General features: G+C 68.3%; 22 protein-coding genes. 14 read left to right on the forward strand and 8 right to left on the reverse strand.

From position 1 onward, the window contains the following. The first annotated feature begins 35 nt into the window (after positions 1-35). The 7 genes from TPAU_RS07670 to TPAU_RS07700 all read left to right on the forward strand — a co-directional run bounded on the left by TPAU_RS07670 (position 36) and on the right by TPAU_RS07700 (position 5,445). Positions 36-1,136, forward strand: a complete 1,101-nt coding sequence (locus TPAU_RS07670) for a glycerate kinase family protein (RefSeq protein ID WP_013126184.1) — start codon at positions 36-38, stop codon at positions 1,134-1,136. 70 nt (positions 1,137-1,206) lie between these two features. Further along, complete coding sequence (locus TPAU_RS07675; protein WP_013126185.1) at positions 1,207-1,560, forward strand: HesB/IscA family protein; 354 nt, start codon at positions 1,207-1,209, stop codon at positions 1,558-1,560. Between the two features lie 79 nt (positions 1,561-1,639). Beyond that, a complete protein-coding gene (locus TPAU_RS07680; protein WP_013126186.1) occupies positions 1,640-2,629 on the forward strand; it encodes a carbohydrate kinase family protein in 990 nt (329 codons plus the stop codon). 46 nt (positions 2,630-2,675) lie between these two features. After that, entirely contained in the window at positions 2,676-3,332 is a 657-nt protein-coding gene (trhA, locus tag TPAU_RS07685; RefSeq protein ID WP_013126187.1) for a PAQR family membrane homeostasis protein TrhA, read from the forward strand. Further along, positions 3,329-4,000: an oxygenase MpaB family protein gene (locus TPAU_RS07690; protein WP_013126188.1), complete on the forward strand. Its 672-nt coding sequence runs from the start codon at positions 3,329-3,331 to the stop codon at positions 3,998-4,000. The genes trhA and TPAU_RS07690 overlap by 4 nt, the downstream gene beginning before the upstream one ends. Positions 4,001-4,051: 51 nt before the next feature. Next, positions 4,052-4,801: a MerR family transcriptional regulator gene (locus tag TPAU_RS07695; RefSeq protein ID WP_013126189.1), complete on the forward strand. Its 750-nt coding sequence runs from the start codon at positions 4,052-4,054 to the stop codon at positions 4,799-4,801. Then, positions 4,798-5,445, forward strand: coding sequence for a hypothetical protein (locus TPAU_RS07700; RefSeq protein ID WP_013126190.1), 648 nt, complete (start codon positions 4,798-4,800; stop codon positions 5,443-5,445). The genes TPAU_RS07695 and TPAU_RS07700 overlap by 4 nt, the downstream gene beginning before the upstream one ends. On the opposite strand, the gene asnB is transcribed toward TPAU_RS07700, so the two are convergent. Beyond that, entirely contained in the window at positions 5,442-7,406 is a 1,965-nt protein-coding gene (gene asnB, locus TPAU_RS07705) for an asparagine synthase (glutamine-hydrolyzing) (RefSeq protein ID WP_013126191.1), read from the reverse strand. The two genes, TPAU_RS07700 and asnB, sit on opposite strands and share 4 nt — an antisense overlap. Before the next feature lie 232 nt (positions 7,407-7,638). On the opposite strand from asnB, the gene ctaC reads away from it, so the two are divergent. The 4 genes from ctaC (at position 7,639) to TPAU_RS07725 (ending at position 11,507) form a co-directional block, all read left to right on the forward strand. After that, complete coding sequence (gene ctaC / locus TPAU_RS07710; protein WP_013126192.1) at positions 7,639-8,739, forward strand: aa3-type cytochrome oxidase subunit II; 1,101 nt, start codon at positions 7,639-7,641, stop codon at positions 8,737-8,739. Positions 8,740-8,742: 3 nt separating this feature from the next. After that, entirely contained in the window at positions 8,743-9,174 is a 432-nt protein-coding gene (locus tag TPAU_RS07715) for a cytochrome c oxidase subunit 4 (RefSeq protein WP_013126193.1), read from the forward strand. A gap of 100 nt (positions 9,175-9,274) precedes the next feature. Beyond that, entirely contained in the window at positions 9,275-10,003 is a 729-nt protein-coding gene (locus TPAU_RS07720; RefSeq protein WP_013126194.1) for a hypothetical protein, read from the forward strand. Positions 10,004-10,247: 244 nt separating this feature from the next. After that, entirely contained in the window at positions 10,248-11,507 is a 1,260-nt protein-coding gene (locus tag TPAU_RS07725) for an IS30 family transposase (RefSeq protein WP_425358565.1), read from the forward strand. 53 nt (positions 11,508-11,560) lie between these two features. Here TPAU_RS07725 and TPAU_RS07730 read toward each other — a convergent pair whose 3' ends face one another. The 7 genes from TPAU_RS07730 to TPAU_RS07760 form a co-directional block, all read right to left on the reverse strand. After that, on the reverse strand, positions 11,561-11,713 hold the full coding sequence (locus TPAU_RS07730) for a hypothetical protein (RefSeq protein WP_041944754.1): 153 nt from the start codon (positions 11,711-11,713) through the stop codon (positions 11,561-11,563). Positions 11,714-11,860: 147 nt separating this feature from the next. Further along, positions 11,861-12,247, reverse strand: a complete 387-nt coding sequence (locus tag TPAU_RS07735; protein WP_013126195.1) for a GH3 family acyl-acid amido synthetase — start codon at positions 12,245-12,247, stop codon at positions 11,861-11,863. Between the two features lie 32 nt (positions 12,248-12,279). After that, positions 12,280-13,323, reverse strand: coding sequence for a 2-hydroxyacid dehydrogenase (locus TPAU_RS07740; RefSeq protein ID WP_013126196.1), 1,044 nt, complete (start codon positions 13,321-13,323; stop codon positions 12,280-12,282). Then, entirely contained in the window at positions 13,320-14,207 is an 888-nt protein-coding gene (locus TPAU_RS07745) for an NAD(P)-dependent oxidoreductase (protein ID WP_013126197.1), read from the reverse strand. The genes TPAU_RS07740 and TPAU_RS07745 overlap by 4 nt, the downstream gene beginning before the upstream one ends. Further along, complete coding sequence (locus TPAU_RS07750; RefSeq protein ID WP_013126198.1) at positions 14,207-14,836, reverse strand: 3-isopropylmalate dehydratase small subunit; 630 nt, start codon at positions 14,834-14,836, stop codon at positions 14,207-14,209. Before TPAU_RS07750 ends, TPAU_RS07745 begins: the two co-directional genes overlap by 1 nt. Next, positions 14,833-16,299, reverse strand: coding sequence for a 3-isopropylmalate dehydratase large subunit (locus TPAU_RS07755; RefSeq protein ID WP_013126199.1), 1,467 nt, complete (start codon positions 16,297-16,299; stop codon positions 14,833-14,835). Before TPAU_RS07755 ends, TPAU_RS07750 begins: the two co-directional genes overlap by 4 nt. 38 nt (positions 16,300-16,337) lie before the next feature. Beyond that, positions 16,338-17,147 (reverse strand): SDR family NAD(P)-dependent oxidoreductase, encoded by an 810-nt coding sequence (locus TPAU_RS07760; protein ID WP_013126200.1) that lies wholly within the window; start codon positions 17,145-17,147, stop codon positions 16,338-16,340. Between the two features lie 181 nt (positions 17,148-17,328). Between TPAU_RS07760 and TPAU_RS07765 the strand changes: the two genes are divergently transcribed. Genes TPAU_RS07765 through TPAU_RS07775 form a run of 3 tightly spaced genes read left to right on the forward strand, consistent with a single transcriptional unit; the run spans position 17,329 to position 19,524 of the window. Then, on the forward strand, positions 17,329-17,784 hold the full coding sequence (locus TPAU_RS07765; protein WP_041944844.1) for a helix-turn-helix domain-containing protein: 456 nt from the start codon (positions 17,329-17,331) through the stop codon (positions 17,782-17,784). Further along, positions 17,756-18,340: a hypothetical protein gene (locus tag TPAU_RS07770; protein ID WP_013126202.1), complete on the forward strand. Its 585-nt coding sequence runs from the start codon at positions 17,756-17,758 to the stop codon at positions 18,338-18,340. The genes TPAU_RS07765 and TPAU_RS07770 overlap by 29 nt, the downstream gene beginning before the upstream one ends. A gap of 2 nt (positions 18,341-18,342) precedes the next feature. Next, positions 18,343-19,524, forward strand: coding sequence for an MAB_1171c family putative transporter (locus TPAU_RS07775; RefSeq protein WP_013126203.1), 1,182 nt, complete (start codon positions 18,343-18,345; stop codon positions 19,522-19,524). Positions 19,525-19,539: the final 15 nt, after the last annotated feature.

The following is a 19,539-nucleotide window of genomic DNA, read 5'->3' on the forward strand; positions in this document are numbered from 1 at the left end:
GCGGAGAGTGCGCGCACCGTGCCTACACTCGCCGCATGTCGTCCCAGTTGGCGGGGGTCCCCGCGCGGATCCTGGTCGCGCCGGACTCGTTCGGGGGCACGCTCAGCGCCGCCCAGGCTGCCCACGCGATCGCCGCCGGTTGGCGCGCCGCGCGGCCGGCCGATGAGGTGGTGCTGGCGCCGCAGTCCGACGGTGGGCCGGGCTTCGTCGATGTGCTCGCGGCAGGGCTGGGCACCGATCCCGACACGGCCGTGGTGTCCGGTCCGCTCGGCCACCCCGTGCCCGCCCGGTTCCTCATCGTGGGCGCGAGCGCCTATCTCGAATGCGCACAGGCCTGCGGGCTCGACCTGCTGCCGCACGGGCCCACTCCGGCGTCGGCCGAGGCCGCCACCTCGCGCGGCGTCGGCGAGCTGATCCTCGCCGCGCTCGCCGCCGGCGCGACGACGATCACCGTCGGCCTTGGCGGTTCGGCCTGCACCGACGGTGGCGCGGGCCTCGCGGAGGCGTTCGGTGGCTTCGAACGCGCCGCGACCGCGCTCGCCAACGTCCACCTGATCGCCGCGACCGATGTGGAGAACCCGCTGCTGGGGCCGTCCGGAGCCGCCGCGGTTTTCGGACCGCAGAAGGGCGCACCGTCGGCCCTGATCCCCGCGCTCGAGGCCCGGTTAACGCAGGTCAGCGCTGACTGGCGGGCCGCTACCGGGCGCGTGGTCACCGGTCTGCCCGGTGCGGGCGCCGCCGGCGGACTCGGCGCAGCGCTGCTCGCACTCGGCGCCGACCGGGCCTCCGGTGCGGAGGTGGTCGCCCGGGCCACCGGGCTCGACGAGTTGCTCGACCGGGTCGCCCTCGTGGTCACCGGGGAGGGCCGATTCGACGATCAGTCGCTGCGAGGCAAGGCGGCGATCGCCCTCGCCGCACGCGCCGCCCGGCACGGCGTGGACGCCGTGGTCCTGGCGGGGCAGGTCACCGTTGACCCCGCTCTCGCCCGGCAGCACCACGTGCGCCACGCCTATTCGCTGGTCGAGACCGCGGGATCGGTCGAGGCGTCGATGCGCGACGCCGACGGTGCCCTGCGTGCCCTGGCCGAGCAGGTGGCGGGCGCGGCGGAGGCAGGAGTATTCGATCGAGAGGCGTGACGGGAGTACCGGGAATTCCCGGCGAGGGAGTACCGTTGAACCGAACACCCAGCGTGTGAGGAGAACGTGAATGACTGCTGCTGAAGCACAGACCGAAGCCACCGGCGTGGTGCTGACCGACGCCGCGGCGTCCAAGGCGAAGGCCCTGCTGGACCAGGAGGGTCGGGACGACCTGGCCCTGCGCATCGAGGTGCAGCCCGGCGGCTGCGCAGGCCTGCGATACCAGCTCTACTTCGACGACCGCTCGCTCGACGGCGACGTGGTCTCCGAGTTCGGCGGCGTGAACCTGTCCGTGGACCGGATGAGCGCTCCGTTCCTGATCGGCGCGAAGATCGACTTCGTCGATTCGATCGAGAAGCAGGGTTTCACCATCGATAACCCGAACGCCACGGGCTCCTGCGCCTGCGGCGATTCCTTCAACTGACGCCCGAAGCACAGCACCGAACCCTCTCGCGACTACGCTGACCCGAATACGGTCCGCCGAATCACGGGAGGGTTCTGCTGTGTCGATAGCTGTTTCGGGCTCGATCGCCACCGATCATCTGATGCGCTTCGAGGGGAAGTTCTCCGAGCAGCTGCTCGCCGAGCACCTCGCGCATCTGTCCTTGAGCTTCCTCGTCGACGAACTGGTGATCCAGCGCGGCGGCGTCGGCGCGAACATCTGCTTCGGCATGGGCCGCCTCGGCCACAAGCCCGTGCTGGTCGGCGCCGTGGGCGCCGATTTCGACGAGGGCTACCGCGGCTGGCTGGAGAACGCCGGGGTGGACACCCGTGCCGTTCGTGTCTCCGAGACCGCCCATACCGCCCGGTTCATGTGCACCACCGACGTGGAGATGGCCCAGCTCGCGTCGTTCTACTCCGGCGCCATGGCCGAATCCCGTGAAGTCACCATCGCTGACGTGGCCGCCACGGTCGGCACGCTCGATCTGGTAGTGGTGGGCGCGAATGATCCTGCGGCGATGAGCCTGCATTCCGCGCAGTGCCGCGAGGCCGGCATCCCGTTCGCAGCCGATCCGTCACAGCAGCTCGCCCGTCTCAACGGCCAGGAGGCGCGCGAACTGGTCGAGGGCGCGAAATACCTGTTCACCAACGAGTACGAGTGGGGCCTGCTGCAGCAGAAGACCGGCATGAGCGCCGAGCGACTGACCGCCGAGGTGCAGGTCCGCGTGACCACGCTGGGGGCCCGGGGTGCCGAGATCGTGGTGACCGGTGCCGATGGTGCCGAGTCCGAGCGCATCCACGTGGACGTGGTGCCCGATCGCGGCCGGGTGGACCCGACGGGCGTCGGCGACGGCTTCCGCGCGGGCTTCCTGGTGGGGCTGGAGGCCGGACTCTCGCTGGAGCGTTCGGGCCAGCTCGGCTCGTACGTGGCGGTCAAGGTACTCGAGACTGTGGGCCCGCAGGCCTGGGACTACGACCAGGAGGACGCCGCCGAGCGGCTGGCCGAGGCGTACGGCACCGAGGTGGCTGCGGAGATCCTCGCGGCGCTGTAGGTCACATTCTCGGTTACCGACGCGTAACCTACGGTAGCGTAGGTTCATGACGGTCGTCGGTGTGCCCGAGGTCAAACCGCGGTTGCGCGGTGTGATTCACCAGTTCGGCGCGCTCGGGGCGATCGCTCTGGGCGTCCCGCTGGTGATCGCCGGCTTCCGGCAATCCGCTGGCGCCGGCCTCGCCCTGCTGGTCTACGCGATCACCGTGTTCGGCGTGTTCGGGGTGAGCGCGGCCTACCATCGCGGACGCTGGACCGACGCGCAGCGCATCTGGATGAAGCGCGCCGACCACTGCATGATCTTCGTCTTCATCGCCGGCAGCTACACGCCGATCGCGGTGCTGGCATTGCCGTCCGGCGTCGCCCGGTGGGTACTCGCGGTCGTCTGGGGCGGCGCGCTCGCCGGCGTCGCGCTGAAACTGCTGTGGCCGCACGCACCGCGCTGGGTGGGCGTCCCGCTGTACATCGCCCTCGGCTGGGTCGTGGTGGCCGTCGCGGGCGATCTGGTCGACGGTGCGGGGTGGACGGCCTCGGCACTGCTCGCCATCGGTGGCGTGCTCTACAGCGGCGGAGCGGTGCTCTATGCCACTCGCTGGCCCGACCCCTGGCCCGGCGTGTTCGGGCATCACGAGTTCTTCCACGCCGCCACCGTGGTCGCGGCCCTGTGTCATTACGCGGCGATGTGGATCATCCTGCTCCGATGAGTTCGATTCTGCTGCGGCACCTCGACTCCCGCCGATTCCGGCTCGCCCTGCCGCGCGCCGTCGCACTGCAGGTGTTGCATCCATCGATCGCCGCCGCCTTCACCGAGCACGTCTCGTCGAGCCTGTGGGCACATAAGCAACGCACCGTCGGACCGCTCGTGCGGATGGCGTACCGCGGCGAGACGTCCGACTGGATCATCCGATTCGCGCACGAGCACGTGAAGGGCGTCGACACAACGGGGGAGCGGTACCACGCGCTCGATCCGGGCCTCTTCCACTTTCAGCACGCCACCTACGTGGACGCGCTGGTCGCCGGCATCGAGACCTACTCCGGACCGCTCACGCCGACCCAGCATGAGCAGCTGTACGCCGAGTGCTGCGACTGGTACCGCGTGTACGGCATCTCGGCGCGTCCTCTTCCTGCCACGTGGCCCGCGTTCACCGAGTACTTCGCCGACGCCTGCGCCGGGCTTCGTCTCACCCCCGAGGGAGCGGAACTCGGTTCCGCAGCACTGCGTCCGCCGCGCTGGGCGTTCGGGACCATTCCCGGCTTCGCCGCGCGCGGCATCCAACACGATCGTGCGCGGGAATTGCTCGGCGTACCGAGGAGCGCCGTCGACCGGTTCGCCTTCGACGCCTTCGCCGCGGCCCAGCGTGCGCGGGCTTGACCTTGACGCGGCGTCAAGGTGTGTACTGCTCTCATCACTGAGGGAGGCACCATGAGGATCGGAGACGTGGCCCGCATCGTCGGCGTATCCACCCGCACGATTCGGCATTACCACCGGATCGGACTGCTCGGCGAGCCGGCGCGCGAGTCGAACGGATACCGCACCTACGGACTCGACGATGTCGTGCTCCTGCTGCGCATCCGCCGCCTCGCCGAGACCGGAATGTCGCTCGACGAGATCGCCGACGTGCTCGATGACGACGAACGCCACCGCGACCTCGATGAGGTGCTCGCCGAGCTCGACGCCGACCTCGCCCGGCAGGAGGATGCCATTCGTGACCGCCGCCGACGCCTGGCAGAACTCCGGTTCACCGCCTCCGGCTCGCTCATGACCGAGCGCGTCGACACCATCGCCCGGCGGATCGCGGAGGTCTACGACGGCGCCGCGGCCAGGATGGAACTCGCGGTCATGGAGGTACTCACCGCCGTGGTGCCGGGAGCCGTCGATGCCTACGAGAGCGCGCTCGACGATCCGGCGGTGGTTGCGGCATCCAGCGAGATCGCCACGGACTTCGAGGCGCTGCGTACCGCCGATCCCGACGCGCCCGAGGTTCGCGCCCTGGCCGAGCGCATCGTCGCCGCGGCGGGCGCACTCGAGTTCTCCGCCGGTGCGGGCTCGGACGCGCCTCGCGTCCTGATCGAGGATGTGACCGCGTGGTTCGACTCCGCCGACTGGATGTCGCGGGCACAGCGGCGTTGCATCGACGTGATGATGCAGCAGATGATCGGGCGCCGGCCGTGAGCGGGGAGTGGTGGCGCACCGAGGCGGCGCTGAGCCGGGTGCTCCCGCCGCGGCTCGCCGGCGCCGTTCTCGCCGCGCCCCGCGGTGCATCGGTGATCGTCCGATGGGTCCTGCGTCGTAGGCCGAGCGGCAAAGCGTTCCCTCACCATCGCGATATGACCGTGCTGGCGTGGTTCCTCGTGGCGATGACCGTACTCGAAGGGGCGGTACTCGACGTGGTCCTGCGCGCGATCCTCGGCCCGTCGCCGTGGGTGTGGCTCGCGCTCGTCGCGCACCTGCTCGGCGTGTACCTACTGATCGCCGCCTATGCGGGGATGGTCACCCGGCCGCACACACTCGACGGCGGCATCCTGCGGCTGCGAACCGGACTGGGAACCGAGGTCGCCATCGCCTTGTCGTCGGTCGAGGACGCGACCGCGGGGCGCTACCCCGGTTTCGACCAATCGGCCTGGCGGGTCGACGATTCCGGCGATGCCACCCTGGCCTGTGGCGACGCCAACCTCCGGCTCAGCCTGACGTGCGGGTCCACCGTGATGGTCAACGCGTGCCCGTGGCCCGCCCCGCGCACGGTGCATGTCACCGTCGACGAACCGCGCCTGATGGCAAGGGCGATCGCCGAGGCGCAGCAACTCGCGACGGCCTAGAGCCGGACCGGGTAGTCCGGTTCCTCGATCGCCGGGTGGATGCGGTCCTCGACGAAGATGCCGTGCCACACCATGAACATCAGCACGGTCCAGATTCGGCGGGAATGATCGGTACCGCCGGGCCAGCCCTCCGGCGCCTTCGCCCGGTGCTCGTCGAGCATCGCCAGCACCGCGCGCCGATCGATCCACTCGTCGGTCTGCGAATCCTCGATCGTCACCCGCGCCCAGTCGTACAGTTCCGGGCCCGCCAGCCAATGTCGCAGTGGGACGGGGAAGCCCAGCTTCTTCCGGTGCAACACGTGCGGCGGGATGATCTCCTCCAGCGCACGGCGCAGTGCGTACTTCGAGGTGCCGCCGGCCAGCTTGAGGTCCGCGGGCAACGTTTCCGCCACCCGGAAGACCTCCTTGTCCAGGAACGGCACGCGCAGCTCCAGTGAATTGGCCATGGTCATCTTGTCGGCCTTGACCAGGATGTCGCCGCGGAGCCAGGTGAACTGGTCCAGGTGCTGCATCCGCTCGACGGGGCCCCAACCGCGGGTCTTCGCGTAGATCGGCGCGGTCACGTCGGTGTGCGTCCACTCCGGCCGGAAATCGCGCAGCACCGACTGCAACTGGGCGTCGTTGAACGAACGGGCGTTGCCGTAGTAGCGGTCCCCCAACGCCAGCGAACCGCGCTGCAGCAGCGACTTACCACGCTGCCCCTCGGGCATCCGGTCACCGATGCGGCCCGCGGCACGACGCGCCCAGCCGGGCAGCTTGTCGAAGGGCGCCAGCGAAAGCGGTTCCTTGTAGATGGTGTACCCGCCGAAGAGCTCGTCGGCGCCCTCGCCGGAGAGCACCACCTTGACGTGCTTGCGGGCCTCCTTCGCAAGGTAGTACAGCGGGACCAGCGAAGGATCGGCCACCGGATCGTCGAGGTACCAGACGATGGCGGGGATCGCGTCGCGGAACTCCTCGGGGGAGACCACCTTCACCACGTGCCGGGCGCCGATCGCCTCCGCCGACTCCGCCGCCACGTCGATCTCGCTGTAGCCGTCCCGCTCGAAACCCGTGGTGATCGTGATCAGGTCCGGGTTGTGCTGGATCGCCAGGGCCGCGACCGCGGTCGAATCGATGCCGCCGGAGAGGAACGAGCCCACGGTCACATCAGCGCGCATGTGCATCTTCACCGAATCGCGCAGAGCATCGGCGATATCGCGATACACGGCCTTCGCCTCGGCCGACTCCAACCCGCCCGACACCGGCTTCACCGGGAACGTCGGCTCGAAGTACCGCACGCCCTCGACATCGCCGCCGGGCACGACGGTGGCGTAGCACCCGGACTCCAGCCGACGGATGCCCAGGTGCAGGGATTCGGGTTCGGGGACGTACTGCAGCACGGTGTAGTGCTGCACGGCCCGCGGATCCAGGCCCGGCCGCAGACCCGCGACCTCGGCCAGATCGAGCACCGACTTCTTCTCGCTGGAGAAGACGGTGCCGTTGGTCCCGGTCGCCACGTACAGCGGTTTGATGCCGAACGGATCGCGGGCGAGCGTCAGCTCGCGCTTGTCGGTGTCCCAGATCGCGAAAGCGAACATTCCCCGCAGACGGCCGAGGACGCCCGCGATGCCCCAGTAGTGGAAGCCGGCGACGATCGGCTCACCGTCGCCCTCGGTGCGGAACTGCGCCCCGAACTCCTGCGTCAGTTGCTCCCGCAACTCGAGGTAGTTGTAGATCTCGCCGTTGAAGGTGAGGGCGTAGCGGTCGGGATTCTCCGGCGGTCCCCAGCGCAGCGGCTGATGGGCGTGCTCGATGTCGATGAAGGAGAGCCGGTTGAACGACAGGGCCAGATCGTCGTCGTGCCACGCGCCACCGAACTCGTCCGGGCCGCGGTGCCGCATGCACCGGCCCGCCGCGGTCACCGCGTCGACGACATCGCCCGCGTGCTGGTTCGCGGACAGGAATCCCAAGAGGCCACACACGAGGACTCAGTATGCCGGAACCGTCCGCGCAGAGATCAACGCCGCAGGCCGCGGAACCGCACCTCCGACGCGACTCGCCATTTCGTGACCCCGGAGCGTGCACGGGGCCACGTTGGTCTACGCTGCGTAGTACAAGGGGAACGTGCAGCCCCGGCCCTGAGTTCCCGCTGGGATCCGTGCGGCCGGATCGGGCCCCGCAGCACTGACCGTGTTTCAGCAGGAAGGCGCGACATTGGCACCCGGAAGTAACGCCCACGGTGGGCCCGCGTCCTGGCGTAAGCGCCTGGTCGTGGCCGCCGGACTGGTTGTCGGCATGTTCGCAATGTCGGGCTGCTCCGCCGACGAGGTGATGCGTTTCGGTTGGCCCGAGGGTGTCACCCCCGAGGCCCGTGAGATGACCACGCTGTGGAGCTGGTCCGTGGTGGCCGCTCTGGCGATGGGCGTGCTGGTGTGGGCGCTCACGTTCTGGACGATCACGTTCCACCGCAAGAAGGCCGATTCGCCCGACTTCCCGCGGCAGACCGCGTACAACGTTCCGCTGGAGCTGCTGTACACCGCGGTCCCGTTCCTCATCATCGCGGTGCTCTTCTACTTCACCGTGATCGTGCAGACCAAGGTTGAGAAGCTCGAGGACAACCCGGCCGTCACGGTCGACGTCACCGCATTCCAGTGGAACTGGCGCTTCGCGTACCGCGAGATCACCGAGAACGGCAAGGACGGCGGCACGCCGATCAAGCTCGAGCGTCCGAACCCGTACGGCCAGCAGCCCGACCTCAAGAAGCTCAACGAGGAGGCCGCCAAGGAGAAGGCCGAGACCGGTGAGATCGAGCACCAGCCCGAGCGCGGCCCCAACCACGGCCGTTTCCAGGAGATCCGCGACTACCTGAAGTTCAGCACCGTCGAGGTGCAGGGCTCGTCCGCCGAGATCCCCGTCCTGGTCCTGCCGACCGGCGCGCGCATCGAGTTCGTGCTCGCCTCGGCCGATGTGGTCCACTCCTTCTACGTTCCGCAGTTCGCGTTCAAGCGCGATGTGATGCCGAACCCCAAGGAGAACCACTCGCAGAATCGCTTCCAGATCACCGAGATCGAGCGTTCCGGTGACTTCGTGGGCCGCTGCGCCGAGATGTGCGGTGACTACCACTCCATGATGAACTTCGAGATCCGCGCCGTGTCGCCGGAGAAGTTCACCCAGTACATCAAGGCGCGCCAGGACGGTAAGGACAACGCCACGGCTCTCGAGTCGATCGGTGAGTCGGGTGTGTCGACGAGCACCGCTCCGTTCGATACCCGCCGCACCGGTCGCACCGCCTCGACCGTAGAAGGAGCGAACTGACCCATGAAGGTCGAAGCGAAACTCTTCGAGTGGCTCACCGTGTTCTTCTTCGCCGTGGGCATCCTCTACACCGTGGTGACCTACATCTGGGGCACCGGTCATGACGGCGGCGGCGTCGAGTGGGTGGGCACCACCGGCATGTTCCTCACCGGCGGCCTCACGCTGATCACCGGCACCTACTTCCGGTTCGTCGCCAACCGCGTCGACACCCGCCCGGAGGACTACGAGGACGCCGAGGTGTCCGACGGTGCCGGCGAGCTCGGCTTCTTCAGCCCCCACTCGTGGTGGCCGATCCTGCTCTCGGCCTCGGTGGCCATCGTCGGCATCTCCGTGGCGCTGCAGCTGTACTGGCTGTGGGCCTTCGGCGGCTTCCTCGTCGTGGCCGCGGCCTGGGGCCTGGTCTTCGAGTACCACAAGGGTCCCGAGAAGCACTGACAGACATCGCGAGCGGCGCCCGTCCCGAGTTCATCGGGGCGGGCGCCGCTTGTTCGTCTGTGTTCACCTGATCGTCGCCGGCTCCTGATTGCATGCAGGTATGACGTCGGCCAAGTCCTCGCTGTCCGTTCGCAAGCTGACGGACGACGAGCTGCGCGGCAGGGGACGCACCGTCGCCACCGCACCCCCGCCGAAGTTGGACTTCGCCGAGACCGAGCCGGAGGCCTACGGCGGGGGAGCCTTCGACAGCGTCGGCCACGTCGATGTGGTGCACGTCCCCGAACGCTCCTATCTGGGCGTCACCACCTCCGGCAGCCCGCGCACCTCGGAGGACTACCGAGTGGCCGCTGAGGCCCTGTTCGCCGCCGCCTACGGCGTCAAGGTGCGCAACAAGGCCCAGGCGCGGCGCGGAACCCCCGGCGCCGACGACGCCGTCCGTTCCGACTTCGTGGTGCCGCCGCTGGAGCGCCTGCGGGGCGACCTCACGGCGCACACCACCGACGAGGCCCAATGGACACTGCTGCTGCGCCGTCCTGCCTGGATCGACGATGCGGAGGTCGGCGACGTCCTCGAGCAGCTCGAGGTCACCAAAGGCCTGAAGAACCTGACCCGGGTCCGCTGTTTGGAACTGCCGCCCGCGTCCTATCTCCAGACCCGGGTGGACGGCCGCTGGTCGGTGGCCCTGACGCCCACGTCGAAGGCTTTCGATGTGCAGCTGCGTGAGCGCGGCCTGACGGCCGTCGAGGGTTCCTGGCACGAGGTGTGCCTCGGCGAGCCCGGCGCGCCGGTGGGGCAGAGCAGCTACCTGCTGCGCCGCCGCCTCGCCTGACGGGGCAGACCTCAGTCGGCGCGAACGCCCGACGCGAGACCCACCCGTAGGACGACTGCGGCCCCTCCCCGGAGTGCGTGGGTTCTAGCGATCCCCGCAACACCGCGGATAGCAAGGAGTTGCGGGGATCGTGCATTCACCGATGGTGAAGAAGAGGTTCTTCAAGGAATTGGACGTGTCTGACGGCAATGTGTCGGTCGCTGCTAGGGCGGCGGGGGTGACAGTGAATACGGCGTTTGGATGGATGCGCAGGGCGGGCCTGCGTGGACGTGGGAGCACTAGCAATGGTGGTCATCCCGGCCGGGCCGAGTACGACCGGCTTCGCCGTGAGGGGGTGCTGCGGCCGGACGCTGCTCGGCGTGTCGGTGTCAGCGTTCGCACTGCTGGGGACTGGGATCGAGGGGTGCGCAAGATTGGCGATACTCGTATCCATCCCGACGGACGCAAGATCGATTACCTGACAGGTGCGGTCACGTGGGTCGGAGTGGAATCGGATGCACCGAGGCAGCGGAGCCTGCATCCACGGTTTCTGACCTTGACCGAGCGGGAAACTATCGCTGACATGCGCCGCGAGGGGGCATCGCTGCGGGCCATCGGCAGGGAGCTCGGCCGGCCAGCATCGACGATCAAACGGGAGATCGACGCTGGCGTTGTCAACGGTGCCTATCGCCCGCATCAGGCGCACCGCAGGTGGGAAAAGAGCCGGTCACGGCCGAAGCCAGCGAAACTGGCCCAGGCCGGTCCGCTGCGGGACTACGTCGAGAACAAACTGCAGGACCAGTGGTCCCCAGAGCAGATATGTCACTCTCTAGTGACCGAGTTCCCCAACGAGCAAAGTATGCGTGTGAGCGTCGAGACGATCTACCAGTCGATCTACGTTCAGGCTCGGGGCGGCCTGCGCCGTGAAGTCGCGATGGCCTTGCGAACGGGCCGCACCCGCCGCAAGCCCCACCGCCGCGCCGAACATCGCACCAGACGATTCGTCGACAAGATGGTGATGATCTCCGACCGGCCCGCCGAGGTCGAGGATCGAGCCGTGCCAGGCCACTGGGAAGGTGACCTGATCGTCGGTACTCGCAGCGAGTCCGCGATCGTCACACTCGTCGAACGCTCCACCCGCTACGTCATGCTCGGCCACCTGCCTGGCGGCCACTCCGCCGAAGAAGTCCGTGACGTGCTGGTTTCGTTGATCGGAAATCTCCCAGGACATTTGCGGGGATCACTGACCTGGGACCAGGGCTGCGAGATGGCCGCCCACCAACAATTCACGGTCGCCACCGGGGTTCCGGTCTACTTCTGCGATCCCCACTCACCCTGGCAGCGCGGAAGCAACGAGAACACCAATGGACTACTGCGCCAGTACTTCCCGAAAGGCACCGACCTGAGCGCCTACGGCCGCGAAGACCTCGAACTCGTCGCCCAGAAACTCAATCGCCGACCACGCAAAACGCTCGGCTGGAAGACACCAGCCGAGCGTTTGCGTGACCTCATTACAGCTCGCTAGCACCGATGCCCCGCGCTCGTATCGCGAGCGTAGGACATCGTGCGGCGTTTGGATCAGTGCTCGTCGTAGTGGTCACCATGCGGAGCGTGACGGTGCCCATCGTGGACGTAGTCCACGTGATCGCCGTGCTGGATAGCCTCGTGGCCGCAGTCGGGTCCATGGGCATGGTCGGAGTGGTCGTGTGCCAGGTGCTCAGTGCGCGTCATCGTCATAGGCATGATTATATGCGAATGCGTGCACGTAATGCAACGAGCACCGCGGATCCCAGAAGCGCTCCGCTGGAATACTCAGCGGAGCACTTCCGTATGGTGGGCCCTACCAGGCTCGGTGTTGCGACGATCCCTAGAATCCGCCTATAGCGCGGGGCCGCGGTAGTTGGCGCGCCAGTGCCGGGTGGTCGGTACGAGCTTGGGCGCCCCAGATGTCCCGGATGTCTTGAGGAAGGCGTACGGATCACAGGTGGTGAGAACCCGCCGCTCGCCGGCCTGAGCCCGCTGGAGGTACGGGCGGAAGTCGTCGTAGGAACGGACCGGGACGGCGGCGCGCCAGTCCGCGAGGGTGCGTACCGAGGACAACGCGTGGTCGACTCCGAAGCTGGTTTCCGTCGCCTGATCGAGGATGTCGGCGAGCACCTGTTGCTGTGCGCCGGCGGGGTCCATGCAGTTTGCGCGCTGCATGGCCAGGGCGGTCGAGGTGCGGGTCAGGAAGTCGGTCGAGCCGGTGAATCGAGGCAGATGCATGGCGGAACTCCTTGGACGAGTGCGGTTCTGATCTACGGGAGGCTGGGTATCGGCTGCGCCCACCGACGCAGCCAGCTCGTTGTGACCGCGGGATTGGCGAGGTGCGCCGGCACCCGGCCGGCCAGCAGATCGGCGACGTTGCCGATCGCGGTGGGTACCAGCGAGTCGAACAGCTCGCGGGTGTGGCCGACGTTGTGGTTGGTGACGATGGCGTTATCGCACCGGGTTAGCGGGTGCTCCGCCGACGGGGGCTCGGCCCGGAAGGTGTCCAGTGCGACGCCGCCGAGGTGGCCCGCCCGCAGCAGCTCGGCGAGGGCGTCCTCGTCGACGATGCCGCCGCGCGCCGTGTTGACCACAACCGCACCGGGCTTGGTCCGCCGCAGCATGTCGCGGTCCACGAGGTTCGCCGTGGAGGCGTTGAGCGGGGCGTTGATCGCGATCACATCGGCCTCTGCGAGCAGCGTGGGCAGGTCGACGAACCGGACGTCGGGGAACCGCCGGGGAGCGGGGGTCCGGGTGTGGGCTAGGACGCGTCCGACGCCCCAGCCGGCGAGCCGCTGCTCGGTGGCCTGCGCGATGCGGCCGTACCCGATGAAGCCGACCGTCTTGTCACGCAGCATGCGGCTGCGGGAGACCGCGGTGGAGGCCTTCGGACGGCTGCCGAATTCCGCTGTCTTGACCTGCAACCGCGCGAGCAAGGCCACCATCAGCATCACGTTGGCCTCGGCCAGGGAGTCGACGTTCTCGGTGGTGGCGCCGTTGGCGACCGCGATGGAGCGCGCAGTGGCCGCGTCGAGGTCGCAGCCGTTAGTCCCGATGGAACCGAAGACGATTCCCCGCAGCCGCTCGGCGACGGCCAGGACGTCGGGCCCGAGCGCGGTGCGGGAACTGATCACGGCCACGTCGACATCGCCATGATCGCGTAGCCATTGGGCGGGCGTCACTACGGTGCGCCGCGGTGCGGGCTCGGCCGCCAGCCGGCGGACGGAGTACCCCCGTCGAGCCAGGTCCTCTGCCACCGAGGCGAGGACGCCGCCGAGCGTGTGGTCGTCTCCGACGAGCACTGTGCCGTTCATGATGCGTGCATCTTTGTGGCGGGGAGCACCGTGCGTACCGCGCGCCGGTCCCGGTGGACGGCGTACTGCAGTGCCGCATCGAGGAATCGGTCTGCGGCCTGGATGGTCATCCACGCCGCGTGTGGCGAGACGATCACGTTCTCGGCGCGCCACCACGGGTCGGTGGGCGGCACCGGCTCGGCGTCGAAGACGTCGATCGCGGCACCGGCGATGGTGCCCGCGGCTAGCGCCTCGCGCAGTGCGACACTATCCACGATCGCCGACCGGGCGGTGTTGATCAGCACCGCGGTCGGTTTCATCGCCCGCAGCCGGTCCGCGTCGATCAGTCCCTCGGTCTCCGCCGCCAGGCGCAGGTGGACGGAGACGGCGTCGCTGCGGCTGAGCACCTCGTCGAGTGAGAGTCCGGCCACCGTCGACCGAGGCGACCACCCGAGAACCGTCATCCCGAGACCGCGGGCGAGGGTCGTGAGTCGGCGGCCGACGTCGCCCGTGCCCACCACACCCAGCGTCGAACCGGCGACTTCGGACCCGAATCGGGGCGTCCATTGCTGCGTGTCGGTGCTGGGCAGGGCGCGCATCAGCGCGAGCGTCAGCCCCAGCGCGTATTCGGCTACGGAGTGCGCCGCGAGTCCGGGGGTGTCGAGAACGGCGACGCCGCGCGCCCGCGCCGCCGCGAGGTCGACGGTTCCCGTCGCTGGGCCGGCGATGATCACCTCGGCCGGGCGGAACGCGTCGAGGTCATCGGCCGTGATCGGAGCGGAGTCGAAGAAGTGGACCACGGTGCCGCCCGGTTCCGGTCCGGGCCGCACGTGATCCGCCAGCGGATGCGCCGCGAGCAGCGCGGCGACCTCGGGGGCGCGGGGTGCGTGGACGACGGTGACCATCAGCCCACCGCGACCCGGAAGTCGTTGAGGTACGGCAGGACCGCGGCGACCTCGGATGCGGCGCCGGCGGCCTCCTGGAGCGTGATGAGGGTGTCCCAGGAGCCGGTGCGGAAGCGGTGTCGCTGCGAGCTGTTCAGTTCGACCTCGACGGTCCGGTCCTCGGCGGTGGCGGTCATCGTCTCCAGGCTGAGCCGGACGACGGTACCGGCATCGCGGTTCACCGCCTCCCGGAGCACGGCTATGTCTTCCGGGGCAGCGGTGACGCAGGGGAGGCCGATGGTCGCGGCGTTGTCCCGGAAGATCTCGCCGTAGCTCACGGCGATGATGGCCGCGATTCCCCAGCGGTTCAGCGCCTGAGGCGCGTGCTCACGCGACGACCCGCAGCCGAAGTTCGCCCCGGAGAGCAGGATACGTGCGCCGACACGGGATTCGTCATCGAACGGGTGCACTCGGCCGAGCGCCGCGGCGTTCAAGCGGTCGCCCTCGAAGACGTGCTCGCCCAGGGTGTCGAAGGTCGGAAGCTTCAGATAGCGCGCCGGGATGATCCGGTCCGTATCGATGTCGTCGCCGTCGATGGCGACCGCGGTGCCGACGATGAGATCGCGTACGGCGCTGGCTCGGGTGGTCACAGTAGGCTCCTCTCAGGGTGCCCGGCATCCTGCCGGGCGGGCGTGGCCGCGTCGATGCCGAACACCTCGCGGGGATCGGCGACGTGACCGCGGACGGCGGCTGCGGCGACTGCGATCGGCGACATGATCAGGGTGCGCCCGGTGGGGGAGCCTTGTCGCCCGCGAAAGTTGCGATTCGATGAGGACGCCGCGACCTCATGTCCCACGAGCCGATCGGTGTTGATCGCGATGCACATCGAGCATCCGGGTGCGCGGAACTCGAACCCGGCGTCTTGCAGCGTTCGGTCGATTCCGAGCGCTACGAGCTCGTCGTGCACCTTCTGCGAGCCTGGCACCGCGAGCGCACGCACGCCAGGGGCGACGGTGAGGCCACTCCGTTCGAGCAGGTCGCCCACGGCGACGAAATCCGATACCCGACCGTTGGTGCAGGAGCCGAGGAAGGCGACGTCGATAGCGATGTCTTGGACGGGCTGTCCCGCGATGACTCCCATGTACTCCCGCGCGGCGAGCGCTTCGGCGGCGCGCACGGAATCGCGCGGGTCGTCGTCGGGTACGTTTCCAGTGATGGGCACCGACTGACCCAGGCTGGTGCCCCAGGTGACGCGGGGCGCGATGGCGGAGCCGTCGATCCGCGCGATGTCGGCGTACTCCGCTCCGGCATCAGAGGCGATCGAATCCCACCAGCGCACCGCACGGTCCCAGGCCTCGCCGGTGGGTGCGTACGGCCGGCCCCGAAGGTAGTCGTAGGTCCGCTGGTCGGGATTGCAGTATCCGATCCGTGCGCCGGCTTCGACGGCCATGTTGCACACGGTCATACGCTCCTCGATCGACATCGCATCGATGACGGTGCCGCCGAACTCGTACGCGTAGCCGACGCCCGCCTGTGGGCCCAGCACGCTGATGATGTGCAGGATCACGTCCTTGGCGGTGACTCCCGGGCCGAGAGAACCGTCGATCTCGATGCGGCGCACCTGCACGCGCGTTGCGATGACGGTCTGCGTCGCGAAGACGTCGCGCACCTGCGTGGTGCCGATGCCGAACGCGATTGCGCCGAGCGCCCCGTGAGTGGCTGTGTGGGAATCGCCGCATACCAGGGTGAGTCCAGGCTGGGTCAGTCCCTGTTCGGGTCCGACGACGTGCACGATCCCGTGCTCTCCGTCGGCGGGGGACAGGTACGTGAGCCCGTGCCGGCGGGTGTTGTCCTCGATCGCGGAGACGAGGGCTTCGGCCCGCGGATCCGAGAAGGGCCGCGCGATCGTATCGGTGGGAATGACGTGGTCGACGGTGCCGATGTTGCGGTCGGGGAAGGCGATCGCGGCGCCGGCATCAGCCAGCATCGCGAAGGCATGGGCGCTCGTTGCCTCGTGGAAGAGGTGCAGGCCCACGAACAGCTGGACCTGGTCGTTACCCAGGTCGCGCACGGTGTGGAGGTCTAATACCTTCTCGTACAGAGTCTTCGACATGTTTTCTCCGAGCGTTGGCTGAGATGGTCTGGTGGGGATCAGGCCGATCCGGCGATGACGCCGCCGTCGGCGACGAGCGCCTGGCCCGTCACATAGGCGCTGAACGGGCTGGCGAGGAACAGTGCCGCGTCGGCGAGCTCGGTCGGCTCGCCGAGGCGCCGCATCGGGGCTCGGCGCTTCCGCGCGTTGATCGTCTCCGCGTCCGGGTAGATCGACCGCAGCATCTCGGTGTCCGTGGAGCCCGGGCTGAGCACGTTGACCCGGATGCCCTGGTCCGCGTATTGGAGCGCGACGGACTTGGTCAATCCAAGGATCGCGTGTTTGGTAGCCGAGTACAGGGCGCTCTTCGCGTGCCCGAGGTGTGCGGCTACCGAGGCGGTGTTGACGATCGAGCCGCCACCGTTCGCGAGCATCGCAGTGACCTCGTGCCGCATGCAGGACCAGACCCCTCGCAGGTTGGTCCCGATCACGGTGTCGAAATTGGCCTCGTCGTCCTGGTGAATCGGCGCGAATCGGCCGAAGGTGCCGGCGTTGTTGAACGCCACGTCGAGGGAACCGAACTCGGCCACCGCGTAGCCCACCGCGTGCGCGACGTCGTCGTCGCACGCCACGTCGCAGCGCACGACCCGCACTTGTCCGGCCCCCGCCGGGTGCTGGCGCGACGCCTCGATGATCGCCCCGAGTCCCGCCTCGGCCCGTCCGGTGGCGACGACATTGGCGCCTGCGGCGGCGAAACGGTCGACCGCCGCTCGGCCGATTCCGGCTGTCGCACCGGTGATGAGCACGGTCTTGCCGGCCAGCCCTAGGTGCTCCACCGTGTTGAGGAGGGGTTGTTCGATCGTGGTCACATCGGCTCCGTTCCGGCCTGCGGTCGCACTGCCCGTTGAATCAGCTCGGTCAGAATCAACTAGTCGTTGATTCGAAAGCCATACTAGTCAACTGGTGGACGACGTCAATGTGACAGGGGCCACATCGCGTGGGGGTTGCTAGGGGTGGCCGAATGCTGAGGTGAGTGGTTCAATGGCGATCATGACCGCGCACGACACCGTCCACACGCCGCTGGCCGATCGGTTGAATTCGCTCTTCGAATCAACCGCCAGTGGATCTGGAAAGTGCACCAACAACGAGGTTGCGCGGGCATTGAAGGACCTGAACCCGGAGCTGCGGGTCAGCGGTGCGTATCTGTCGGCGCTGCGTTCGGGGGCGCGCGCTCGACCGTCGGTCGAACTGCTGGTGGCACTGGCAGAGCACTTCGGGGTGTCGGTGTCGTACTTCACCGCGCAGGAACCGGCTGTGCCGCTCGCGGAGAACTATCAGCGTCAACTGAACGAGCTCGGTGTCCGCAGGATTGCGATGCGTGCCGTCGGGCTCGACGAGGACAATCTGTCGACCGTCACCACTGTCCTCGATCACGTGCGGAAGCTCCAGGGGCTTCCGCCTATTGAGGGGGATGGCGATGAGGACGTATCTGCAGGCGCGCCGTAGGCGCCGGGTCGAGCGCGACCGCGTCGCCGCAGCGTGGTCGGCGTGTACCGCCGCCGTCGATTCGCTCGATCTCACGGGTCAGGTCAGCGTCGAGGATCTGCGGGCGGCGGTCGCCCGCCATCAGCAGCGGACGATCTGCCTGACGCCGTTTGCTCTGGAGAGCGCGGCGGTACACGGCCTGCTGCTCTCGACCGACGATGTCGACTACATCGTCTTCGAGCAGAACACCATGCCCTTTCATCAGGAGCACATCATCCTGCATGAACTGGGCCACATCATGCTGGCGCACGCGTCATCGACCGCGGTGGGCGAGATGGTTGTCTCGTCGCAGCCCTACGCGTTGTCGACGGCGGGGCTACCCGGCGAGGGGACGGCTACCAGGATTCTGGGGCGTCATACCTACGAGGACCGGCAGGAGTTGGAGGCGGAGGTGATGGCGTCGATCCTCGGGCAGCGCCTGACCGCGCACCGGCACCGCTCGGCACCTTGTCCGACGGTCCGACCTGATCCGCGCGTCGTCCGAATCCTCGAGACCTTCGCGGCCACGGCCAACTAGCCATGGCGTCGGCCGAGAACGTTCTTGCGGCGCTGGGGACGCCGATGTACGTGGTCGCCGCGGTCATGTGCTGGCTGGGAGTCGCGCTGCACGTCCGTCGATTGCTCGTTGGGCGTCGGTCGACCGGTGCCATCGCGATGCTGTGCGCCTTCGTCTTCAAGAGCGTGACGTTCACCCTCGCCGTGCCCGCGGTATACGTCTTCGTTGATCGAGTCGTGGAGCTCCCCAACATCTCACGGCTGATCCTCAACGTCTCGGGCGGTGTGCTGTGGACCGGCTCAACTTTGATCGCGTTCTCTTTCTGGGAGATCGGCGGCAGCCCCCGGCGCGCCTCCGTGTGGACCTACGTCACGGTCGCGGGCGTCGGCGCGATCGCGATGACGGTATTGTGGGCCAATTGTCGGCGGGTCGAGGTGGCCAGCGCGTTCCCGGTCGGTGGTGCTCTGAGCCCCGCGATCATCGGCTACCTGACCATGTACATCCTGGTGCTGTCGATCGGGCTGCGGCAGATGTTGGTGAACTGCACCGCCGGCCAGCAGCTCCCGTTCCGGCCGAATGTGCGAGTCGGGCTGCGCATCACGGCCTTCGGTGCGCGAACCTACCTGCTGTTCTGTGCGATTCGGGCGACCTCGATCCTGCTCGCGGTCCTCGGCGTCAACGTCTCGGTGCTTCAATTGACGACCGCACCGCTCACGGCGCTTGCCGTCTCGGTGATGGTGATCGGCCTGTCCGCGATGGCATGGACACCGGTCTCGGGCAGGGTCTCCGAGCGCGCGCGGCGCAACCGTGAGTACCGGCACCTGCGTCGGCTCTGGCGCGACCTGTGCGATGTGGACGATGGGATTCGACTGACGCCGCATGGCAGCGTCGTCGGAGATCGCGGCTTTCGCCTATATCGCCGGGCCATCGAGGTGCAGGACGGTTTGATGGCCATGGTCCCGGCCGAGCTCGCTCGCGCGCTTGCGACCTGTGCGGCGTCCGGTGACTCAGGCAGGGCGGCGCGGGAGCTCGCCGCCGCCATCGACGAGCGCCTGCGCCCCAGTCGCCCTTCGACACCCCCGAGCGAGCCGGTGGGGCTCTCTCTGCATGCCCCGTCGGTAGCCGACATCTCCTGGCTCGCGGTGGTGGGGCGGGAGTATCGGCACCTCACTTCGTCGGGGCGGATGCTCAGCCGTATCGCATGAGTCTCAATATATGAG

This window comes from Tsukamurella paurometabola DSM 20162 (assembly GCF_000092225.1).
In the GTDB taxonomy this organism is placed as follows: Bacteria; Actinomycetota; Actinomycetes; order Mycobacteriales; family Mycobacteriaceae; genus Tsukamurella; species Tsukamurella paurometabola.

Excerpts from the sequence above, each read along its gene's own strand:
- trhA (WP_013126187.1), top strand. The coding sequence starts at position 2,676 with ATGACGGTCGTCGGTGTGCCCGAGGTCAAACCGCGGTTGCGCGGTGTG.
- TPAU_RS07720 (WP_013126194.1), top strand. The coding sequence starts at position 9,275 with ATGACGTCGGCCAAGTCCTCGCTGTCCGTTCGCAAGCTGACGGACGAC.
- TPAU_RS07730 (WP_041944754.1), bottom strand. The coding sequence starts at position 11,713 with ATGACGCGCACTGAGCACCTGGCACACGACCACTCCGACCATGCCCAT.
- TPAU_RS07695 (WP_013126189.1), top strand. The coding sequence starts at position 4,052 with ATGAGGATCGGAGACGTGGCCCGCATCGTCGGCGTATCCACCCGCACG.
- TPAU_RS07755 (WP_013126199.1), bottom strand. The coding sequence starts at position 16,299 with ATGTCGAAGACTCTGTACGAGAAGGTATTAGACCTCCACACCGTGCGC.
- TPAU_RS07765 (WP_041944844.1), top strand. The coding sequence starts at position 17,329 with ATGACCGCGCACGACACCGTCCACACGCCGCTGGCCGATCGGTTGAAT.
- TPAU_RS07675 (WP_013126185.1), top strand. The coding sequence starts at position 1,207 with ATGACTGCTGCTGAAGCACAGACCGAAGCCACCGGCGTGGTGCTGACC.
- TPAU_RS07740 (WP_013126196.1), bottom strand. The coding sequence starts at position 13,323 with ATGAACGGCACAGTGCTCGTCGGAGACGACCACACGCTCGGCGGCGTC.
- TPAU_RS07690 (WP_013126188.1), top strand. The coding sequence starts at position 3,329 with ATGAGTTCGATTCTGCTGCGGCACCTCGACTCCCGCCGATTCCGGCTC.
- TPAU_RS07735 (WP_013126195.1), bottom strand. The coding sequence starts at position 12,247 with ATGCATCTGCCTCGATTCACCGGCTCGACCGACTTCCTGACCCGCACC.
- TPAU_RS07775 (WP_013126203.1), top strand. The coding sequence starts at position 18,343 with ATGGCGTCGGCCGAGAACGTTCTTGCGGCGCTGGGGACGCCGATGTAC.
- TPAU_RS07715 (WP_013126193.1), top strand. The coding sequence starts at position 8,743 with ATGAAGGTCGAAGCGAAACTCTTCGAGTGGCTCACCGTGTTCTTCTTC.
- TPAU_RS07745 (WP_013126197.1), bottom strand. The coding sequence starts at position 14,207 with ATGGTCACCGTCGTCCACGCACCCCGCGCCCCCGAGGTCGCCGCGCTG.
- TPAU_RS07725 (WP_425358565.1), top strand. The coding sequence starts at position 10,248 with ATGCGCAGGGCGGGCCTGCGTGGACGTGGGAGCACTAGCAATGGTGGT.
- TPAU_RS07770 (WP_013126202.1), top strand. The coding sequence starts at position 17,756 with ATGAGGACGTATCTGCAGGCGCGCCGTAGGCGCCGGGTCGAGCGCGAC.
- TPAU_RS07670 (WP_013126184.1), top strand. The coding sequence starts at position 36 with ATGTCGTCCCAGTTGGCGGGGGTCCCCGCGCGGATCCTGGTCGCGCCG.